The organism is Streptomyces sp. NPDC096132, from assembly GCF_044763345.1.
Taxonomy (GTDB): domain Bacteria; phylum Actinomycetota; class Actinomycetes; order Streptomycetales; family Streptomycetaceae; genus Streptomyces.
Genome location: NZ_JBIWGA010000001.1, coordinates 56,256 through 72,584, shown reverse-complemented (window position 1 = coordinate 72,584; position 16,329 = coordinate 56,256). Strand labels below are relative to the sequence as shown.

The 16,329-nt window shown below is 71.1% G+C and carries 11 protein-coding genes and 1 other RNA gene; 1 reads left to right on the top strand and 11 read right to left on the bottom strand.

The features are described from left to right. Positions 1 to 27 precede the first annotated feature (27 nt). The 7 genes from ACIRF9_RS00255 to ftsE form a co-directional block, all read right to left on the bottom strand. The gene (locus ACIRF9_RS00255) at positions 28 to 630 is read right to left on the bottom strand and encodes a contact-dependent growth inhibition system immunity protein (RefSeq protein ID WP_403813992.1); all 603 of its coding nucleotides are present in this window, start codon (positions 628 to 630) and stop codon (positions 28 to 30) included. Positions 631 to 654: 24 nt separating this feature from the next. After that, complete coding sequence (locus ACIRF9_RS00250; RefSeq protein ID WP_403813989.1) at positions 655 to 5,595, bottom strand: ricin-type beta-trefoil lectin domain protein; 4,941 nt, start codon at positions 5,593 to 5,595, stop codon at positions 655 to 657. 301 nt (positions 5,596 to 5,896) lie between these two features. After that, positions 5,897 to 6,291: a transfer-messenger RNA gene (gene ssrA, locus ACIRF9_RS00245) on the bottom strand. Between the two features lie 98 nt (positions 6,292 to 6,389). Then, on the bottom strand, positions 6,390 to 6,932 hold the full coding sequence (gene smpB / locus ACIRF9_RS00240) for an SsrA-binding protein SmpB (RefSeq protein ID WP_403816031.1): 543 nt from the start codon (positions 6,930 to 6,932) through the stop codon (positions 6,390 to 6,392). A gap of 98 nt (positions 6,933 to 7,030) precedes the next feature. Further along, entirely contained in the window at positions 7,031 to 8,197 is a 1,167-nt protein-coding gene (locus ACIRF9_RS00235) for a S41 family peptidase (protein WP_403813986.1), read from the bottom strand. Between the two features lie 68 nt (positions 8,198 to 8,265). Further along, on the bottom strand, positions 8,266 to 9,183 hold the full coding sequence (gene ftsX / locus ACIRF9_RS00230) for a permease-like cell division protein FtsX (RefSeq protein ID WP_403813983.1): 918 nt from the start codon (positions 9,181 to 9,183) through the stop codon (positions 8,266 to 8,268). Between the two features lie 42 nt (positions 9,184 to 9,225). Continuing rightward, the gene (ftsE, locus tag ACIRF9_RS00225; RefSeq protein WP_059203505.1) at positions 9,226 to 9,915 is read right to left on the bottom strand and encodes a cell division ATP-binding protein FtsE; all 690 of its coding nucleotides are present in this window, start codon (positions 9,913 to 9,915) and stop codon (positions 9,226 to 9,228) included. Positions 9,916 to 10,161: 246 nt separating this feature from the next. On the opposite strand from ftsE, the gene ACIRF9_RS00220 reads away from it, so the two are divergent. Continuing rightward, positions 10,162 to 10,353, top strand: a complete 192-nt coding sequence (locus ACIRF9_RS00220) for a hypothetical protein (RefSeq protein WP_055639109.1) — start codon at positions 10,162 to 10,164, stop codon at positions 10,351 to 10,353. A 108-nt stretch (positions 10,354 to 10,461) separates the two neighbouring features. Here ACIRF9_RS00220 and ACIRF9_RS00215 read toward each other — a convergent pair whose 3' ends face one another. The 4 genes from ACIRF9_RS00215 to ACIRF9_RS00200 all read right to left on the bottom strand — a co-directional run bounded on the left by ACIRF9_RS00215 (position 10,462) and on the right by ACIRF9_RS00200 (position 15,968). Then, a complete protein-coding gene (locus ACIRF9_RS00215) occupies positions 10,462 to 11,313 on the bottom strand; it encodes a hypothetical protein (RefSeq protein ID WP_403813978.1) in 852 nt (283 codons plus the stop codon). Between the two features lie 270 nt (positions 11,314 to 11,583). Continuing rightward, positions 11,584 to 12,690 (bottom strand): peptide chain release factor 2, encoded by a 1,107-nt coding sequence (prfB, locus tag ACIRF9_RS00210; RefSeq protein WP_403813975.1) that lies wholly within the window; start codon positions 12,688 to 12,690, stop codon positions 11,584 to 11,586. 176 nt (positions 12,691 to 12,866) lie between these two features. Continuing rightward, on the bottom strand, positions 12,867 to 14,123 hold the full coding sequence (locus ACIRF9_RS00205) for a serine/threonine-protein kinase (protein WP_403813972.1): 1,257 nt from the start codon (positions 14,121 to 14,123) through the stop codon (positions 12,867 to 12,869). 111 nt (positions 14,124 to 14,234) lie between these two features. Then, positions 14,235 to 15,968 carry a serine/threonine-protein kinase gene (locus ACIRF9_RS00200; RefSeq protein ID WP_403813969.1) on the bottom strand — a complete coding sequence of 578 codons (1,734 nt, stop codon included), beginning with the start codon at positions 15,966 to 15,968 and terminating at the stop codon, positions 14,235 to 14,237. Positions 15,969 to 16,329 lie beyond the last annotated feature (361 nt).

Here is a 16,329-nt window from a genome sequence, read left to right as displayed (position 1 = left end):
GTCCGAGTGCGGGCCCCGGTCTCGCGGTCAGGGCTGTTCCACCAGGAACCGGACCCGGTCCACCACGAACTCGCCGTAGTGGAGGGCCGACCCGATGGTCTCCATCCTGCGGTACTGATCGGGGGACAGCGTCGCGCCGGGAGCGTGCTCCACGGCGCTCAGCAGCACCCGGAACGCCAGGTCCGCAGTGCCGTCACGGGCGCAGTCGACGAGCGCCTCGCGCACCTCGGGGGCCAGGAACTCCGCCCGCTCGATCTCGGCGACGACCGCGTCCCGCTGGGAGGGGCCGTCCTCGATGTCGGCGCCGGTGAGGGGACGGACGTCCGCCTCCGTGGAGAGCCTCGCGTCACACAGACCGACGACCGTCCGCGTCCACTGGGCTCCCGTGATCCCCACGAAGCCCGGCATGTACTGCGCTCCGGCGGTCCACAGCACCTCGAGCTTCTCCGAGGACAGGCTGTCGGCGAGGACGCGGGCGTCCCGGCGGACCGCCAGGGTCTCCTCGACGCTCTCCTCCGCCAGGTGTTTCGCCACGACGTCGGCGGCCGTGGGCCCGTCGTAAATCCAGTCCTGGTGGAAGAAGCCCATCACCCAGGGCACGCCGAAACCGAACTCGGTGAATCGCTGCACCGCGTGTCTCCTCCTCACTTCGGGTTACTTCGGGTAGCAGGTCTGCACGTAGTAACCCCGGGGGTGTTTCGGCTGCCCCTTCACCTTCGGCGCCCTCACCAGCTTGATGTAGTAGGTGTTGCCCGCCGCGGTCGGGGCCCTTCCGTCCGCGTAGTACACCTTGCCGAGGGAGTCGCTCTTCGGCCCGAAGGTCCCCGTCCACTCCAGTTCGTTCTTGGAGCCTCTGAGCCAGTTGCTGATCATGCTCGCCTTGTCGGCCAGGGCGGCGTCGACGACCTCCTGGGCCTTGGCCTCGCTCACCCACACACTGTTCGGCGTGTCCCGGCCGTACTTCGCCGTCTTCTCGGCCGCCTTGGCCTCGGCCGCCGCCCGGTCGGGCCGTACATGGTCCGAGAGGGTGTGCGCCAGGCCGGGGAAGCTTCTCTCGTCGAGCACGATGTCGTTGCAGTTGTGGACCAGGACCGGGGTGCTCCCCGCCACGGCGTAGAACGTGTGCAGGCCGGACACCGTCAGGTCGTAGACCGTCCGGGGCGCCGGGACGACGCGGTCGCGCACCGCCGTCACCGCGCGGAGCGTTCCGTCGGAGGTGCGCACGCTGTCACCGGCGCGCAGGTCGGACGCGAGGGTCCAGTCCCGGCCGGGGACGTAGAAGCGGTGGCCCGGTGTGCTCGTCAGCCGTCCGCCGTCCGCCAGCGTGATGTCCAGCAGATCCTCGGTGGGGTGCGCGAACGTGCGGGTGACCGGCTCGGCCCGGGTGTCACCGGTGACCGGGTCGGTGGCCAGGAGCAGGTCGCCGAACCGCACGTCACGGATCGCCTTGCGGCGTCCGTCGGCCAGGACCACCTCGGTGCCGCCGGGGAAGCTGTTGATCCTGCAGGCCGTGCGCGCGTCCTCGTAGGCCTTCACGCTCCGCTCGATCTGGGCCAGCGTCTGCGGGTCCACGTCCAGGGCCTTCAGCGCCTTGAACGCGTCGGCGACCCCGATGCCGGTCTTCATGGCGGCGTCGAGCGCGCGGATCGCCTCGGCGGCCTTCGTGAACACCTTGCCCGGGATGAAGTTGGACGCGAACCAGGCGCAGCCGGCCTTGTCGCCGTGGTAGCAGCGGACGGCGTCGCCCAGCACGACCTCGTACAGGACCGCGCCGAGGGTGTCGCCGAAGAGGGCCTGCCAGCCGAGCCGGGTGATCTCACCGGCGGTGAAGTGGTGGGTCCACTCCTGCTTCTGGTTCCTGATGACCTCCGTCTTGAGGAAGACCGTGTCCTCCGCCGGGCAGCCGGACTCGGTGGCGGGGACGTCGGGGTTGGTGCAGAAGTAGTAGCTGACCGTGATGTCGAGGTGCAGCTCGTACGTCACCGTGCAGCCCTGCAGCGTGTAGTCGCACGGGTTGAGCTGCTTGGCCGGTGCCGCGTCGGTCATCTTCTCGATGACGTAGAAGACACCGTTGACGCCGGTTCCGGCGCCCGAGGCGACCTGCCCGTTCGCTTCCTTGCGCTCGGCCGAGTCGGCCGCCTGCTGCGCGGAGTCCGCGTACTCCTGGGCGTCCTTCGCCGCCTGTTCGGCCAGGGTGGCCTCGGCGTCGGCGCGGTCGGCCGCCGCGCGGGCGTCCTTCGCCGCCTGCTCGGCCTGCGACGCCGCCGCGCGGGCGGCCTCCGCGTCCAGGGCCGCCTGGTCGGCGGAGGAGCGGGCCTCGGTCGCGTAGCCCTCGGCCCGGCCCGCCGCCTTGTCCGCGGCGGCCGCGTCGACGCCGGCCTGCCGGTCGTACTCGATGGTGCGGGCCAGTGAGCCTTGCGCGTCCGCCGCGTACCGGGCCGCCTCGGCGGCGTAACCCAGCGCCTCCTTCGCCGACTTGCGGGCGTTCGCCGCGAACCCGGCGGCCTCCGCGGCCAGCGTGTACGCGGCCTTGGCGTCACCGGTCGCCGCGTTGGCCAGGCTCGCCGCCTGCTCGGCGTTCTTCTGGGCGTTGACGGCGTGCGCCTCGGCCACGGCCTGCTGCTGTTCGGCGATCGTCTTCGCCGACTGGCCCGACAGGACGACGAGACCGGCGGCGGAGTCCGTGCTGACGTACGGGGAGCCGAGCTGGACCGCGTCGTTGGCCGGAGCGGCCACCTGCTGTGCCGATGCGCCGGCGTCCTCCGCGGCCTGCGCGGTGGTGTAGGCGTGACCGGCCGCGTCGGCCGCTCCCGCGACCGCCTTGGCGGCCTCGGCCTTCGCCGCGTCGGCCTGGGCCTTGGCGTCGGCCGCCTTCTTCTCCGCCTCGTCGGCGAGGGCGACGGCGGTGCGGGCGGCGGAGGCGGCGGTCTGGGACGCCTTGATGGCGTCCGCGGCCGCGCTGGTCGCCGTGCGGACGGCGGCGTCCGCCTTCAGCTTGGCGGCCTGGGCCTCGTCGGAAGCGGCACGGGCCCGCTTCGCCGCGGCCTCGGCACGCGTGGCGGCGGCGTCCGCGTCGGCCGCGGCCCGCGTCGCGGCGTTCGCCTCGGCGCGGGCCGACGTCGCCGCCGACTCCGCGTCGTCGGCGGCCTGGTCCGCCTCGTCCGCCGCGGCGCGGGACTGCTTGGCGTCGGAGTCCGAGTCGTGGGCCTCGGCGTAGGCGTCCTTGGCGTCGGCCTTGGCGCGGGCGGCGTTCGCCTTGCTCTCGGCGTCCCAGGCGTCGTCGCGCTTGCCCTTCGCCCGGTCCCGGGCGGCCTCGGCGTCCTGTCGCTTGGTGCGGGCGGTGGACTCGGCGCTCTCCGCCCGGCCCTTGGCCTCGCCGGCCGCCGTCGCATAGCCCTGCGCGTTCTTCTTGTGCTGGGCGGCCTCGGCCTGCTTGGCGGCGGCGGTCTCCTTCTCCGCCTTCGCCGTGGCCTCCTCCGCCTGAGCCGCGAGCCGCTTGGCGTGCGCGGTGGAGGCCGCGGCCTTGGCGTCGGCCTCCGCCTTCTGCGTCTCGGCGAGCTTGGACTTCGCCAGGTCACGGGCGGCCTTGGCGTTCTGTGCCTGTACGGCGGCGGCGTCGGCGGCGGCCTTCGCCTGGGCGCGGGCCTCGTTCGCGGCGGCGGTACGGAACGCCGCCTTCGACTGGGCGGCCTGGGTCAGGGCGCGGGCGGCGATGGTCGCGCTGTCGCCGGCGGCGGCCCTGGTCGCGGCGTACGCCGTGTCACCGGCCTTGGCCAGCGCCTCGAGCGCGGCCGACGTGGCCTTGGTGACCTGTGCCTTCTGCCGGCCGACGAGCAGACCGCGGCCGCGCGGGGCGCCCGCCCTGTCGGCGACGGCGTAGGCGGCCTGCGTGGCGGTGTCCGTGTCCGTGGCGGACTTCTTCGCGGCGGCGGCCTGCGCCTTCAGCACGTCGAGCTGCTTCTTCGCCTCGGCCTGGGCGTCCGCGACGCCCTTCTTCGCCTTGTCGAACTGGGCCTTGGTCGGGTAGTCCAGCTTGTCCGTGCCGTTGTGACCGGACGGGACGATGTCGAACTTCTGCGGGTCCTTGCCGGTGCAGTCCCACATCCGGCCGTCCCGGCCCTTGTCGTAGGTCGCCAGGTCGAAGCAGTTGGCGGTGCCCGGGTGGAACAGGCGGGTGGTCGCGTGGGTGTTGTACTCCCACGTCTGGGCGGCGGAGCCGTTGCAGGTGTAGATCTGCACGACCGTGCCGTTGGCGGTGCCGGAGCCCTTCACGTCCAGGCACTTGCCGGAGTTGACGTTGACCAGCGCGCCGCTTCGGACCTGCCACTTCTGGGCGGCGGAGCCGTTGCAGGTGTAGATCTGCACGGCCGTGCCGTTGTCCTTCTTGCCGCCGGCGACGTCGAGGCACTGGTCGGGCGCGCCCTTGGCGTGCACGACGACCGGGCTGTCGCCGATCCAGCCGGGGCCGCCCGCCGACCACCAGTCCTGCCAGCGGACCAGGTGGTCGGCCCGCCAGGACTGGCCCAGCATCTCGCCCAGCGCCTTGGAGCCGGCCGCGAGGGCCTTGGTGGCCGCCGCGCTCGCGGTCAGGATCTGGTTGCGCTGGGCGGCCTGGGCGGTGATCTCCTGCTGCCACTCGGCGGACGCGGTGGCGACCTCCTTGCCGAGGACCTTGTTCGGGTCGACCGGGGTGCGCCAGGCGCAGGAGGCGAACCGGCTCTTCAGGTCCTCCACGGCGATGCGGTACTCGACGCTGCCCGGCTCGGGCGCGGTGCGCGGGAAGCCGCCGAAGGAGAGGAAGAGCCGGGCGTTGTCCTCGCCGGTCGGCTCCATGGACCAGTTGACCAGGTCGTCCCAGGCCTGGTGCTCGGCGTACGCCTGCTGCCACTGCGAACTGGGCAGCGACGGGTCGGGGGACGTGCCGTAGAGCGGGGTGCCGAGGTCCTTGACCGCGTTGACGGTGGCCTCGTCGGCCTTCGGGGTCGGATCACGGTAGAAGTCGCCCTCGGACTTCCAGAACTGCTCCCAGATCCACTTGGACAGGCCGGTCTGCTGGAAGAAGTTCGGCCGTTCGTCGCCGCCGAGCCCCGGCGGCCACTCGAAGTCGACGCCCGAGTCGAAGCCGCCGGGCGTGGACAGACCGGAGATGCTCCAGTCCCGGACGTGGTCGTGCAGCGCCGTGCCCTCCTTGGAGGCGGCGTCGCGGTCCTGCTGGAACGTCGTGGACAGCGGGGTGTCGTTCCAGTACGCGCGGTCGGCCGCGGTGTGCAGCTTGTCCGGGGTCTGGTTCAGCCCGTCCTGCGCGACGGCGGACATGGTGGGCCCGCCCATCCGCAGCACCTCGGTCAGCAGGCACTGGTCCTGCCGGAGCTGTTCGGCGGCCTTGGCGTCGAATCCGTCGTAGCTGTCGGCCACCGGGGCCATGTCGTCCGCCGCGTACCGGCCCAGCAGGTCCGGCTGGACGGCGAGACCGCCGACCAGGGCCACCGCCACGGCGGTCGTCACAGCCGTGGTCAGGGCGGAGCGAAGTGGTCCGGACCGTGGTGATCCGGGTGTGATGAACCCTCGTCTGGGGCGCAAGAGGCATCCCTTCATCGCATGCCGGGCAACCGGGGGTCGCCCGTGCGGCAGGGCATGCGTGAGGAGCCGGCTCGCGGCATGACGAACGGTCTGTCTCTCCCCGTGGCGACGGTGTCCCCCCGGTCGCCTGTCGTCGCGCCCGTCCAGTGGAGTGGTCAGCTCCGCCGGGCGCGGCGATCACCATAGGCAGAAGTGACGGGTTCAGAACAAGAGTTTTCGTGGCGATCGTGAAGAAAACGTGATCGCGGTGATCGTCGCGCCGGACAGCACGAAGGCCCCGTCGCTTGCTGCGACGGGGCCTTCGCCCACATGGGATGAGTGGAGATGGCGGGAATCGAACCCGCGTCCAACGGTGCGGAATCAGGGCTTCTCCGTGTGCAGTTCGCTGTGATTTTCTCGGCCCCGGCGATCACGCGAACAAGTCGCCGACGGGCCCAGTCACTGTTAGGTTTCCCTCTTCACCCCGTGACCGGGATCAAGGTTTAGTCCCCTAGCTGATGCCAGGATCCGGGTCGGGAACGAGCCCGGGCTGACACTCCCATGAAGGAGCTAAACGATCACTACCTGATCAGGCAGCGAGAGCGTAGAGCTCGGGAGAATCGCTCTTGGAATTGGCGATTATTTTTTGCGACATATGGTTTACGAGATCATTGCCGCTTTCTCGACACGCTTCCCCTGCTTCGACAGCCGCTGTCGAAACCGATCATCCCCATGTTGTGTTTTCAAAGCGTGCACCCTCTGTTGGGGTGCGATGCCATCGTACGTGACCAACGCGCACGGATGCCACCGTATTCCGGGCGGCCCGCGGACTACACCGCCCGCTGCCGCCGCTTCGCCGCCGCGATCGCCCGGTCCGTCTCCCGGCGGTCCTGCTGCTCCCGCAGCGTCTGCCGCTTGTCGTACTCCTTCTTGCCTCGCGCCAGCGCGATCTCGGCCTTCGCGCGGCCGTCCTTGAAGTAGAGGGCGAGGGGGACGATGGTGTGACCCGTCTCCTCCGACTTGGCCGCCAGCTTGTCGATCTCCTCGCGGTGCAGCAGCAGCTTGCGCTTGCGGCGCGCGGAGTGGTTGGTCCAGCTGCCCTGGCTGTACTCGGGGATGTGGGCGTTGTACAGCCACGCCTCGCCCCCGTCGATCTGGACGAAGCCGTCGGTCAGCGAGGTCCGGCCCTGACGCAGCGACTTCACCTCGGTGCCGGTGAGCACGAGCCCGGCCTCGTAGGTGTCGATGATCGCGTAGTCGTGCCGGGCCTTCTTGTTCTGGGCGACGATCTTGCGCTTGCCGCCCTTCTCGCCGTCCTTGACCTTGCCGGCCGCCCCGCCCTGCTTGGGCTGGGACTCCTTCGGTACGTACATTCCCTTGCTCATAGTGCGGCCATTTTCGCACCTGGAGGGGGTCGGAGGGAAAGCCGATTACGAGGGATTACGAGGTGTCCCGGAGGTGCCGGGAGGACTCAGGACGGGTCGCCGAGGCCGCTGAGGACGGTCTCGGCCCGCTCCAGCGCCCCGTCGGTGACGTCCAGGTCGGGGGTGATGCCCGTGCCGTCGACGGAACGGCCGGAAGGGGTGCGGTAGTGGCCGACGGTGAGCTCGGCGACGGAGCCGTCGGGCAGCGTGCTCGGCATCTGCACCGAGCCCTTGCCGAAGGTGCGTGAGCCTACGACGACCGCGCGGCCCCGGTCCTGGAGGGCGCCCGTGAGCAGCTCGGCCGCGCTCATGGTGCCGCCGTCGACGAGCGCGACGAGGGGGCGGTCGGTGTCACCGCCGGGCTCGGCGTGCAGGGCGTGCTGCTCGCCGTCCACGTCGTACGTGGCGACCAGGCCGCCGTCGAGGAAGGCGGAGGCGGTGTCGGTGGCCTCGGCGACCAGACCGCCGGAGTTGCCGCGCAGGTCCAGGACGATCCCGCCGTCGGCGGGGGCCTGCCGTACGGCGGCGCGGACGGCGTCACCGACGCCCCTGGTGAAGGCGGAGATCCTGATGACGGTCGCGCCGTCGGAGAGTCTGCGGACGGTGACGGAGTCCGTGGACAGCAGGGCCCGGCGCAGGGTCCGGGTCCACACGCGTGTGCCGCGCTGCAGGTCGAGCGTGACGGTCGTACCGGCGGCGGCGTCCGTGGCGTCACCGCGCAGTAAGGAGACGACCTCGGTGACCGGACGGCCGTCGACCTCGTGCCCGTCGACGCCGCGCAGCCGGTCGCCGACGCGGATCCCGGCGCTCGCCGCGGGCGAACCGGACCGCACCTTGGTCACCTCGATCCGCCCGTCCCGCTCGCGCCGCGCCCACAGGCCCACACCGGTGTAGCGGCCGTCGAGGGACTCCTCGAACTCCTCGTACTCGCCCGCGGAGTAGACGGCCGCCCAGCGGTCCCCGCTGCGGCTCACCGCGCGCTCCGCCGCCTCCATCGGCGACTTGCCGACCGCGGCGGCCTCCTCGGCCGCCCGCGTCACCTGCGTGGAACGCCCGGTGGAGGCCTCACGCGTCGCACCGGGCGCGCTCCGGCGGCCGTCCCCCGGCAGCGATCCGGTCGCCGCACCGGCCACGAGCACACTCGCGAACACCAATGTCAGGGCGGCCCCGCGGCCGAAACGGCGGGGCTGACAGAACAGGTCACGGCCTGACATGGCGGTGAGTCTAGGCGAACGACGAAGGGCCGCACGGTCGCTTGACCGTACGGCCCGGGGGGCGTGCGTCACACCTTGAGGTACTTGCGCAGCGCGAAGAACGCCGCCAGTGCCGGCATCAGGAGGCTGGTGGCGAGGATCAGCGGAAGCTTCGTCAGGACGGCTTCCCAGCCGATGAAGTTGATCAGGTTGAGCTTCTCGGAGAGGGCCAGGCCGTGATCGATGATGAAGTACCGGGCGAGCACCAGGAATCCGCAGGCGACCGTGCCGCCGATCAGCCCGGCGACGGCGGCCTCCGCGATGAACGGCGCCTGGATGTAGAAGCCCGAGGCGCCGACCAGCCGCATGATCCCGGTCTCACGCCTGCGGCTGAAGGCCGAGACGCGCACGGTGTTGACGATCAGCATCAGGGCGACGACGAGCATCAGCGCCATCACCGCCCGCGCCGCCCAGTTCATGCCGTTGAGCAGCCCGAAGAGGTTGTCCAGGATGCCCTTCTGGTCCTGCACCGACTGCACGCCGTCGCGCCCGTCGAAGGCGGTCGCGATGACCTGGTACTTCTCCGGGTCCTTCAGCTTGATCCGGTACGACTCCTGCATCTGGTCCGGCGTGAGCGAGGCGGCCAGCGGCGAGTCGCCGAACTGCTCCTTGTAGTGCTTGTACGCCTCGTCCTGCGACTCGTACGTCACCGTCTGGACCACCGACATCTTGTCGAGGTCGGACTTGATCTGCTTCTTCTGGTCGTCGGTGACCGCGCCCTTGGCGCAGTTGGGGTCGGACTCGGCGTCGCTCTTGTTGCAGAGGAAGACCGAGACGTTGACCTTGTCGTACCAGTAGCCCTTCATGGTGCTGACCTGGTCGCTCATCAGGAGCGACCCGCCGAAGAGCGCCAGCGACAGGGCGACGGAGACGATGACGGCGAAGGTCATCGTCAGATTGCGGCGGAGACCGACACCGATCTCGGAGAGTACGAACTGGGCACGCATGGCGTGTTCTTGGGGCCTTTCCGTGAACGTCTGCGGGGGCGGTCAGTGCTGGTAGCCGTAGACGCCGCGCGCCTGGTCGCGGACGAGGCGGCCCTTCTCCAGCTCGATGACGCGCTTGCGCATCTGGTCCACGATGTTCTGGTCGTGCGTGGCCATCACGACGGTCGTGCCGGTGCGGTTGATCCGGTCGAGCAGCTTCATGATGCCGACGGAGGTCTGCGGGTCGAGGTTGCCCGTGGGCTCGTCGGCGATCAGCAGCTTGGGCCGGTTGACGAAGGCGCGCGCGATGGCCACGCGCTGCTGCTCACCACCGGACAGCTCACCCGGCCTGCGGTCCTCCTTGCCGCCGAGCCCGACGAGGTCGAGCACCTGCGGCACGGACTTGCGGATCTCGCCCTTCGACTTCCCGATGACCTCCTGCGCGAAGGCGACGTTCTCCGCCACCGTCTTGTTCGGGAGCAGCCGGAAGTCCTGGAAGACGGTCCCCAGCTGGCGGCGCATCTGCGGCACCTTCCAGTTGGAGAGGCGCGCGAGGTCCTTGCCCAGGACGTGCACCTGACCGTGGCTGCAGCGCTCCTCGCGGAGGATCAGCCGTAGGAAGGTGGACTTGCCGGAGCCGGAGGACCCCACGAGGAAGACGAACTCGCCCTTCTCCACCTCTAGGGAGACATCCCTGAGTGCGGGGTGGGTCTGCTTGGGGTAGACCTTGGAGACGTTGTCGAATCGGATCACGGGTGCACCACGGGTCGCCGGGGGTAGATGAGCGTGACCATACGCGAACCGGGTGCGCGAGCGCAGGCACCGGGAGCGGTTGCGGGAGGCTTGTGCGTTTTTGTACGGGACTTTGTACGGGAGTTTGCGCGCCCTCCTCTTCGGACGGGCCGCGCGGCCTCCCGAGGAACCTGGCAGAGTGGAGGGGGAACGTTCTCGTTCCCGTGGGCGTTGTGTACGTGGAACCGGTGCAAGGAGGGCGAGCGCATGACGTACGACCGGCTGGTGTGCGCTAACTGCGCCGCGCCCGTGAGCGAGGGCCGGTGCCCCGTGTGCCGTGCGAACCGCGAGCGGCTGCAGCAGGAGAACTTCTTCGCGGGGCTGAACCCCATGGCGCTGATCGCGCTGCTGGCGGTCCTGGTGGCGGCGGTGGCGCTGCTGGCCCACCAGACCGCGTAGCCGACAGGCCTCCCTCCAGGCGTACGACACCGAAGGGGCCCGGAGCCGATGAGCTCCGGGCCCTTTCGCGTTCACGTCAGGTGACGTCCCGCACAGGAGTGGCTACCGTCAGGCAGCGGCCCCGCCGCGGCCCCCGACGAGACGCGGCAGCACGCGGAAGGCGACACCACCGGCGATCATCGTGGCGGCGCCGAGGATGAGGAACGTGGTCTCGCCGGCACCCGTCTCGGCGAGCTCCTTGCCACCGCCCTGGGCGGCCGCGTCGGAGGAGTCCGAGGTGTCGGTCAGCGCGGAGCTGCCCTCCTCCTGGGTGGAGGTGCCGTCGGTGTCGGTGCCACCACTGGTGGAACCACCGGTGCTGCTGGAGCCGCCCGAGGTGGAGCTGCCGCCGGTGGAGTCGTCGCCACCGGTGCTGCTCGAACCACCGGTGCTGCTGGAGCCACCGGTCGAGGAGGAACCACCGCTGCTGCTGGAGCCGCCGGTGCTGGAGTCGCCGCCGGTGGAGTCCGAGCCACCGATGGACACGGAACCGCCGATGGACACCGAGCCCTCGCTGGACGAACCCTCGCTCGAAGAGCCTTCGCTCGACGAACCCTCGCTCGACGAGCCCTGGCTGGACGAGCCCTCGCTCGACGAACCCTCGCTCGAAGAGCCTTCGCTCGACGAACCCTCGCTGGACGAACCCTCGCTGGACGAACCCTCGCTCGAAGAGCCTTCGCTCGACGAACCCTCGCTGGACGAGCCTTCGCTCGACGAACCCTCGCTGCTGCCGCCCGGGTCGGGGCAGTCAGGGCCGGTGCCGATGTCGCACGGGTCGCCGTCACCGGCGACGGTGGAGACAAGTCCGCTCAGGCCACCCTCGTCGGCCGAGGCGACGCCGGCGACCGTCAGCGAGGCGCCCGCGGCGATCACGGCGCCGGCGGCGATGCGCGCGACCCGGATCCGCGTCTTCTTGGTCATATGGTTGCTACCCCCAGTAGCTGATCGTCGATAGGCCGCGCTCGGGGCGGTGATCAACGGGGGTGGCTGAGATGTAGCCGAAAGCCCCCCGGTTCACATGCGCCCCGGAGATACGCATGCCACACTGCACCCTCCCGATTTTTCAAAGCAGCGTCAAGGCCGTTGCGTACGCAATGTCCAAGTCGGGTGTCTTTGGGGGATGTTCGAGCTGTGAATGTGATGTAAAAGGCAACCGCCCCTGATTCAGGGGCGGTTGCCTTGTCGACAAACCTACTTCTCTTGCTGCTTGCGCCAGCGAATTCCGGCTTCCAGGAATCCGTCGAGCTCACCGTTGAACACTGCCTCGGGGTTGCCGACCTCGAACTCCGTACGGAGGTCCTTGACCATCTGGTACGGGTGCAGGACGTAGGACCGCATCTGGTTGCCCCAGGAGTTGCCGCCGTCGCCCTTGAGGGCGTCCATCTTGGCCTGCTCCTCCTGCCGGCGCCGCTCGAGGAGCTTCGCCTGCAGAACGTTCATGGCCGTGGCCTTGTTCTGGATCTGCGACCGCTCGTTCTGGCAGGAGACGACGATGCCGGTGGGGAGGTGGGTGAGCCGCACCGCGGAGTCGGTCGTGTTCACGCCCTGACCGCCGGGGCCGGACGACCGGTACACGTCCACCCGCAGCTCGGACTCGTCGATCTCGATGTGGTCGGTCTGCTCGACCACGGGAAGGACCTCGACGCCCGCGAAGGAGGTCTGGCGGCGCCCCTGGTTGTCGAAGGGCGAGATCCGCACGAGGCGGTGCGTGCCCTGCTCGACGGAGAGCGTGCCGTACGCGTACGGCACCTGCACCGCGAAGGTGGTGGACTTGATGCCCGCCTCCTCCGCGTACGACGTCTCGTAGATCTCGGTCTTGTAGCCCTTCTGCTCGGCCCACCGCAGGTACATCCGCTGGAGCTTCTCGGCGAAGTCGGCGGCGTCGACGCCACCGGCCTCGGCGCGGATGTTCACGAGCGCTTCCCGGGAGTCGTACTCCCCGCTGAGAAGCGTCCGCACCTCCATCTCGTCCAGCGCCTTCCGGACGGCGGCGAGCTCGGACTCGGCCTCGGCGCGGGTGTCCGGGTCGTCCTCCTCCTCGGCCATCTCGAACAGCACCGCGAGGTCGTCGATCCGGCCGCGCAGCGCGTCGGCCTTCCTGACCTCGGCCTGGAGGTGGGACAGCTTGCTGGTGATCTTCTGCGCCTCGTCCGGGTTGTCCCACAGGGACGGCGCGGCCGCCTGCTCCTCGAGCACGGCGATGTCTGCCCTCAGCTTGTCGAGGTCCAGAACGGCCTCGATCGACTCCATGGTCGAGGAGAGGGACTTGAGCTCTTCGGATACATCGACGACTGCCACGCCCTCCAGCGTAACGGACCGGCCATCCGGGCCCGCCCCACGTTCACCGTCGACCACCGGCCGGCGTCTCTCAGCCGGTCTGGGGGTGCCCCCTCCGGGGGAGCTTGAGGACGAGGCCCGTTCAGGGCCGAAGCGGGGGTCAGGGGGCGGCAGCCCCCGGAGTCGGCCCCGGTGCCTCACGGAGTAGCAGGCGCCGAGGACCCCGTCTCCCGCGGCGAAGCCCCCGCGTCGTCCCCCGAGGTCGCCGCCCACGTCCCGACCCCCGCCGCCGCGACCAGCACCGCCGCCGCCGCGCCCAGTGTGATCCGCCGGCGCCGCGTGGCCGCCCGGTTGCGCGCGGACCCCGGCCGGGGCGCCCCCGCGGCCCGCGGCACCCGCGCCGTCCCGTGCGCCCCGCCCGCCAGCTCGTCCGGCGCCGGCACGCGCATCGAGGTGTGGGTGTCCCGGTTGGAGTCCGGCTTCGCCCCGGGGACCAGCGGCACCGAGCCCCGCCGTACCCGCCCTCCGGAGGGCGCGGCGGGCACCCCCGCCGGTCCCGCCTCCGCGGCCTCCGCGCCGCCGTCCTCCACCGGCTCCACGTCCGGCTCGTCCACGTCCAGCGGAGGCATCCCCGCCAGCGTCGGCAGCTGCTCCCGCAGCCGCGCCGCCAGCTCGGACGCCCGCAGCCGCGACGCCGGCCCCTTCGCCAGGCACTGCACGATCAGCTGCCACAGCTCGTCCGGGATGCCGGGGAGCGGCGCGACGGTCTCGGTCACGTGGCGGCGCAGCACCGCGCCCGGATGTCCGCCGCCGAACGGCGTGAACCCGGCCAGCAGCTCGTACAGCACGGTCGCCAGCGCGTAGATGTCCACGGAGGCCCGCGGCGGCAGCCCCTCCACGATCTCCGGGGCGAGATAGTCCGGCGTACCGATGATCTTCGTGGCGCGGGTCCGCTTGGGGGTATCGATCAGCTTCGCGACCCCGAAGTCCGTCAGCAGCGCGCGGTGCGAGCCGCCGGGCCCGAGCGGCCCCTGCATGTCCAGCAGCACGTTCTCCGGCTTGACGTCCCGGTGGACGACCCCGGCCGCGTGCGCCGCGGCCAGCCCCTCCGCGACATCGGCGACGATGGCCACCGCGGCCTCGGGCGCGAGCCGCCGGTCCCGGTCGAGCCGGGTGCGCAGGTCCGTGCCCCGGACCAGGTCCATGACCAGCGCCAGGTCGTTGCCGTCGACCACCAGGTCCCGTACGGAGACCACGTTCGGGTGTTCGAGCCCGAGCAGGGCGGTGCGCTCCTGCACGAAGCGGCCCACGAGCTCCTCGTCGGAGGCGAGGTCCTCACGCAGCAGCTTGATGGCGACGGGTCCGTCCGGTCCCTCGCCCAGCCACACCGTGCCGGCGCTGCCCCGTCCCAGGATCTGGTGGGCGGTGTACCGGCTGCCGATCTTCCGTGCCAAGACTGCTCCTACCGACGCGTGTTGCCGATAAAACTACGCGTCCCAAGAGCCAACCTTCACCGCGGAGACGGAAATCACCCGCCAGATGTCGACAAGTCCACAGACTCGCGGTCAGGGCTTGCCCGGACCGCCCTGGTCCGCGCTCGAACCCAGCTCGCCGACCCAGTTGGTGAACTGGTCGAACCAGTGACTGAGTTCGCCCCACCAGCTCCGCCCCGTGCCGATCCACCCCTGGAGCGGGCTGAACTCCCAGATGAGCCACCCGGCCACGAAGAAGATGACGATCGTGAACAGGCAGCCCTTCAGGCAGCCGAGCCCGGGGATCTTCATCGGGTTGGCGCCGCGCTGCCTCGGCTCACGGGGCTGCCGCGGCTCGGGCGCGGGCCGCTGCGGCTGCCGCTGGGGCTGGGGCTGCTGCTGCGGAGGCGGGGCGTACCGCTGCGGCTGCTGTTGCTGCTGCGGCGCGTACTGCTGCTGGGGCTGCTGCTGATAGCCGTACCCGGCCTGCTGGGGCCGCTGCTGCGGGCGCTGCGGCGGCTGCTGCGGCTGCTGCTGCGGGCGGGCGACCTGCCGCTGGGGGCGGCGGCGCAGCGGGTCCTCGCCGGGGTCGAGATACTGCTGGACCTGCGTCTGCTCGTTGCGGTCGCGGGCCGCGCGCAGCTGGGTCTGCCAGGGATGCGGCTGCTCGGGCTGCTGCCCGGGCCCGCCCTGCCCGCCCGGCTGGTGCGGCGGCACCGGCGGCAGCACGGCGGTCGGATCGGCCGCCCCCGCCGGACCACCCGCGTGCGGCAGCACGGCGGTCGGGTCGGCGGCGCCCGGAGGCCCTCCGGGCACGCCGGTGTGCGGCAGCACGCTGGTCGCGGCGTTCGGGTCGTACGCCCCCGCGGGCGCCCCTGCCCCGGCACCCGCTCCGGCGCCCGGCACCTGTGCGGGCGCCGGGTCCGGTGCGAGCAGATGGGCGACGCCCTCGGCGGCGGCGATCTGCATCGAGTTGGCGTGCACGCCGATGCCCTCGGCGACGATCCGCAGCCCGCGCGCGAGGTTCTCGGCGCTGGGGCGGCGCTCGGGGCTCTTGCTCAGGCAGCGCTCGATGACCGTCCACAGCGGGTCGGGGACGGTGGAGGGGCGGCGCGGCTCGGCGCTGAGGTGCTGGTGGAGCACTTCGAGGGCGGAGCCGCCGGAGAACGGCGGACGGCCGGTGACCAGCTCGTACAGCAGGATGCCGGCGCCGTAGATGTCGACGGCGGAGGTCTGCGGGCGGCCCTCGGCGGACTCCGGCGCCACGTACGCGGGCGTGCCGACGAACTCGCTGGTCCGGGTCAGGCCCGGGGAGTCGGCCAGTCGGGCGATGCCGAAGTCGGTGAGCATCGGGTGCATCTGGCCGCCGTCCTGCCTCAACAGGACGTTGGCCGGCTTCAGGTCGCGGTGCACGACGCCGTCGGCGTGGCTCGCGGCGAGCGCGTCGGCGACCTGGGCGGTGAGCAGCGCGGCGGCGACGGGCGTCAGCGGCCCGTTCTCGCGCAGGTAGCGGTGCAGGTCGGGGCCGTCGACGAGGTCCATGACGAGCGCCAGCAGATCGCCCTCGACGACCAGGTCGCGGACCCGGACGATGTTCGGGTGGGTCAGGCGCAGCAGCACGGACCGCTCGCGCAGGAACCGCATCACGACGTCGGGATCGCTCGCGAGCTCCTCCTTGAGGACCTTGATCGCGACGGTCTCCCCGGGCTGGCCGGGCACGGCCGCCTCGGCGCCCGCTGTCTCGCGCTGGCGGGCTCGCCAGACGGTGCCCGTGGCGCCGCGTCCGAGCGGCTCCTCGAGCAGGTACTTGCTGCCGACTGGCCGCACGTCACGCGCTCCCTGCTGCTTGCTTGCCTGCTTGCTTGTTCGGTCTGCCCGATGTTCCGACCCACTGTAGTGCCGTGGTCCCCGGACTGGGCTGTCCTCTTCCTTTGGGCCTTACGTACGGTTACGCGCCCTCTCCCCTGCCCGTTCGAAGGGAAGACGCGCGCCCCGGGCCGCCGGTTGCCGGAGCCGGGCGTGACCGATCTCAACTGATCGCCGGATGATCGCGGGCGATGCCATGGTCAGGCACTTTTGCGGGCAGAGCCGACCAATCAAGATCACTTGCCCTCCGGCGGTGGGCGGATTGTCAGTGACAGGTGCGAGGATGCCTGCAGTACTGGCCGATGTGCTCGTGTGGGGTGGG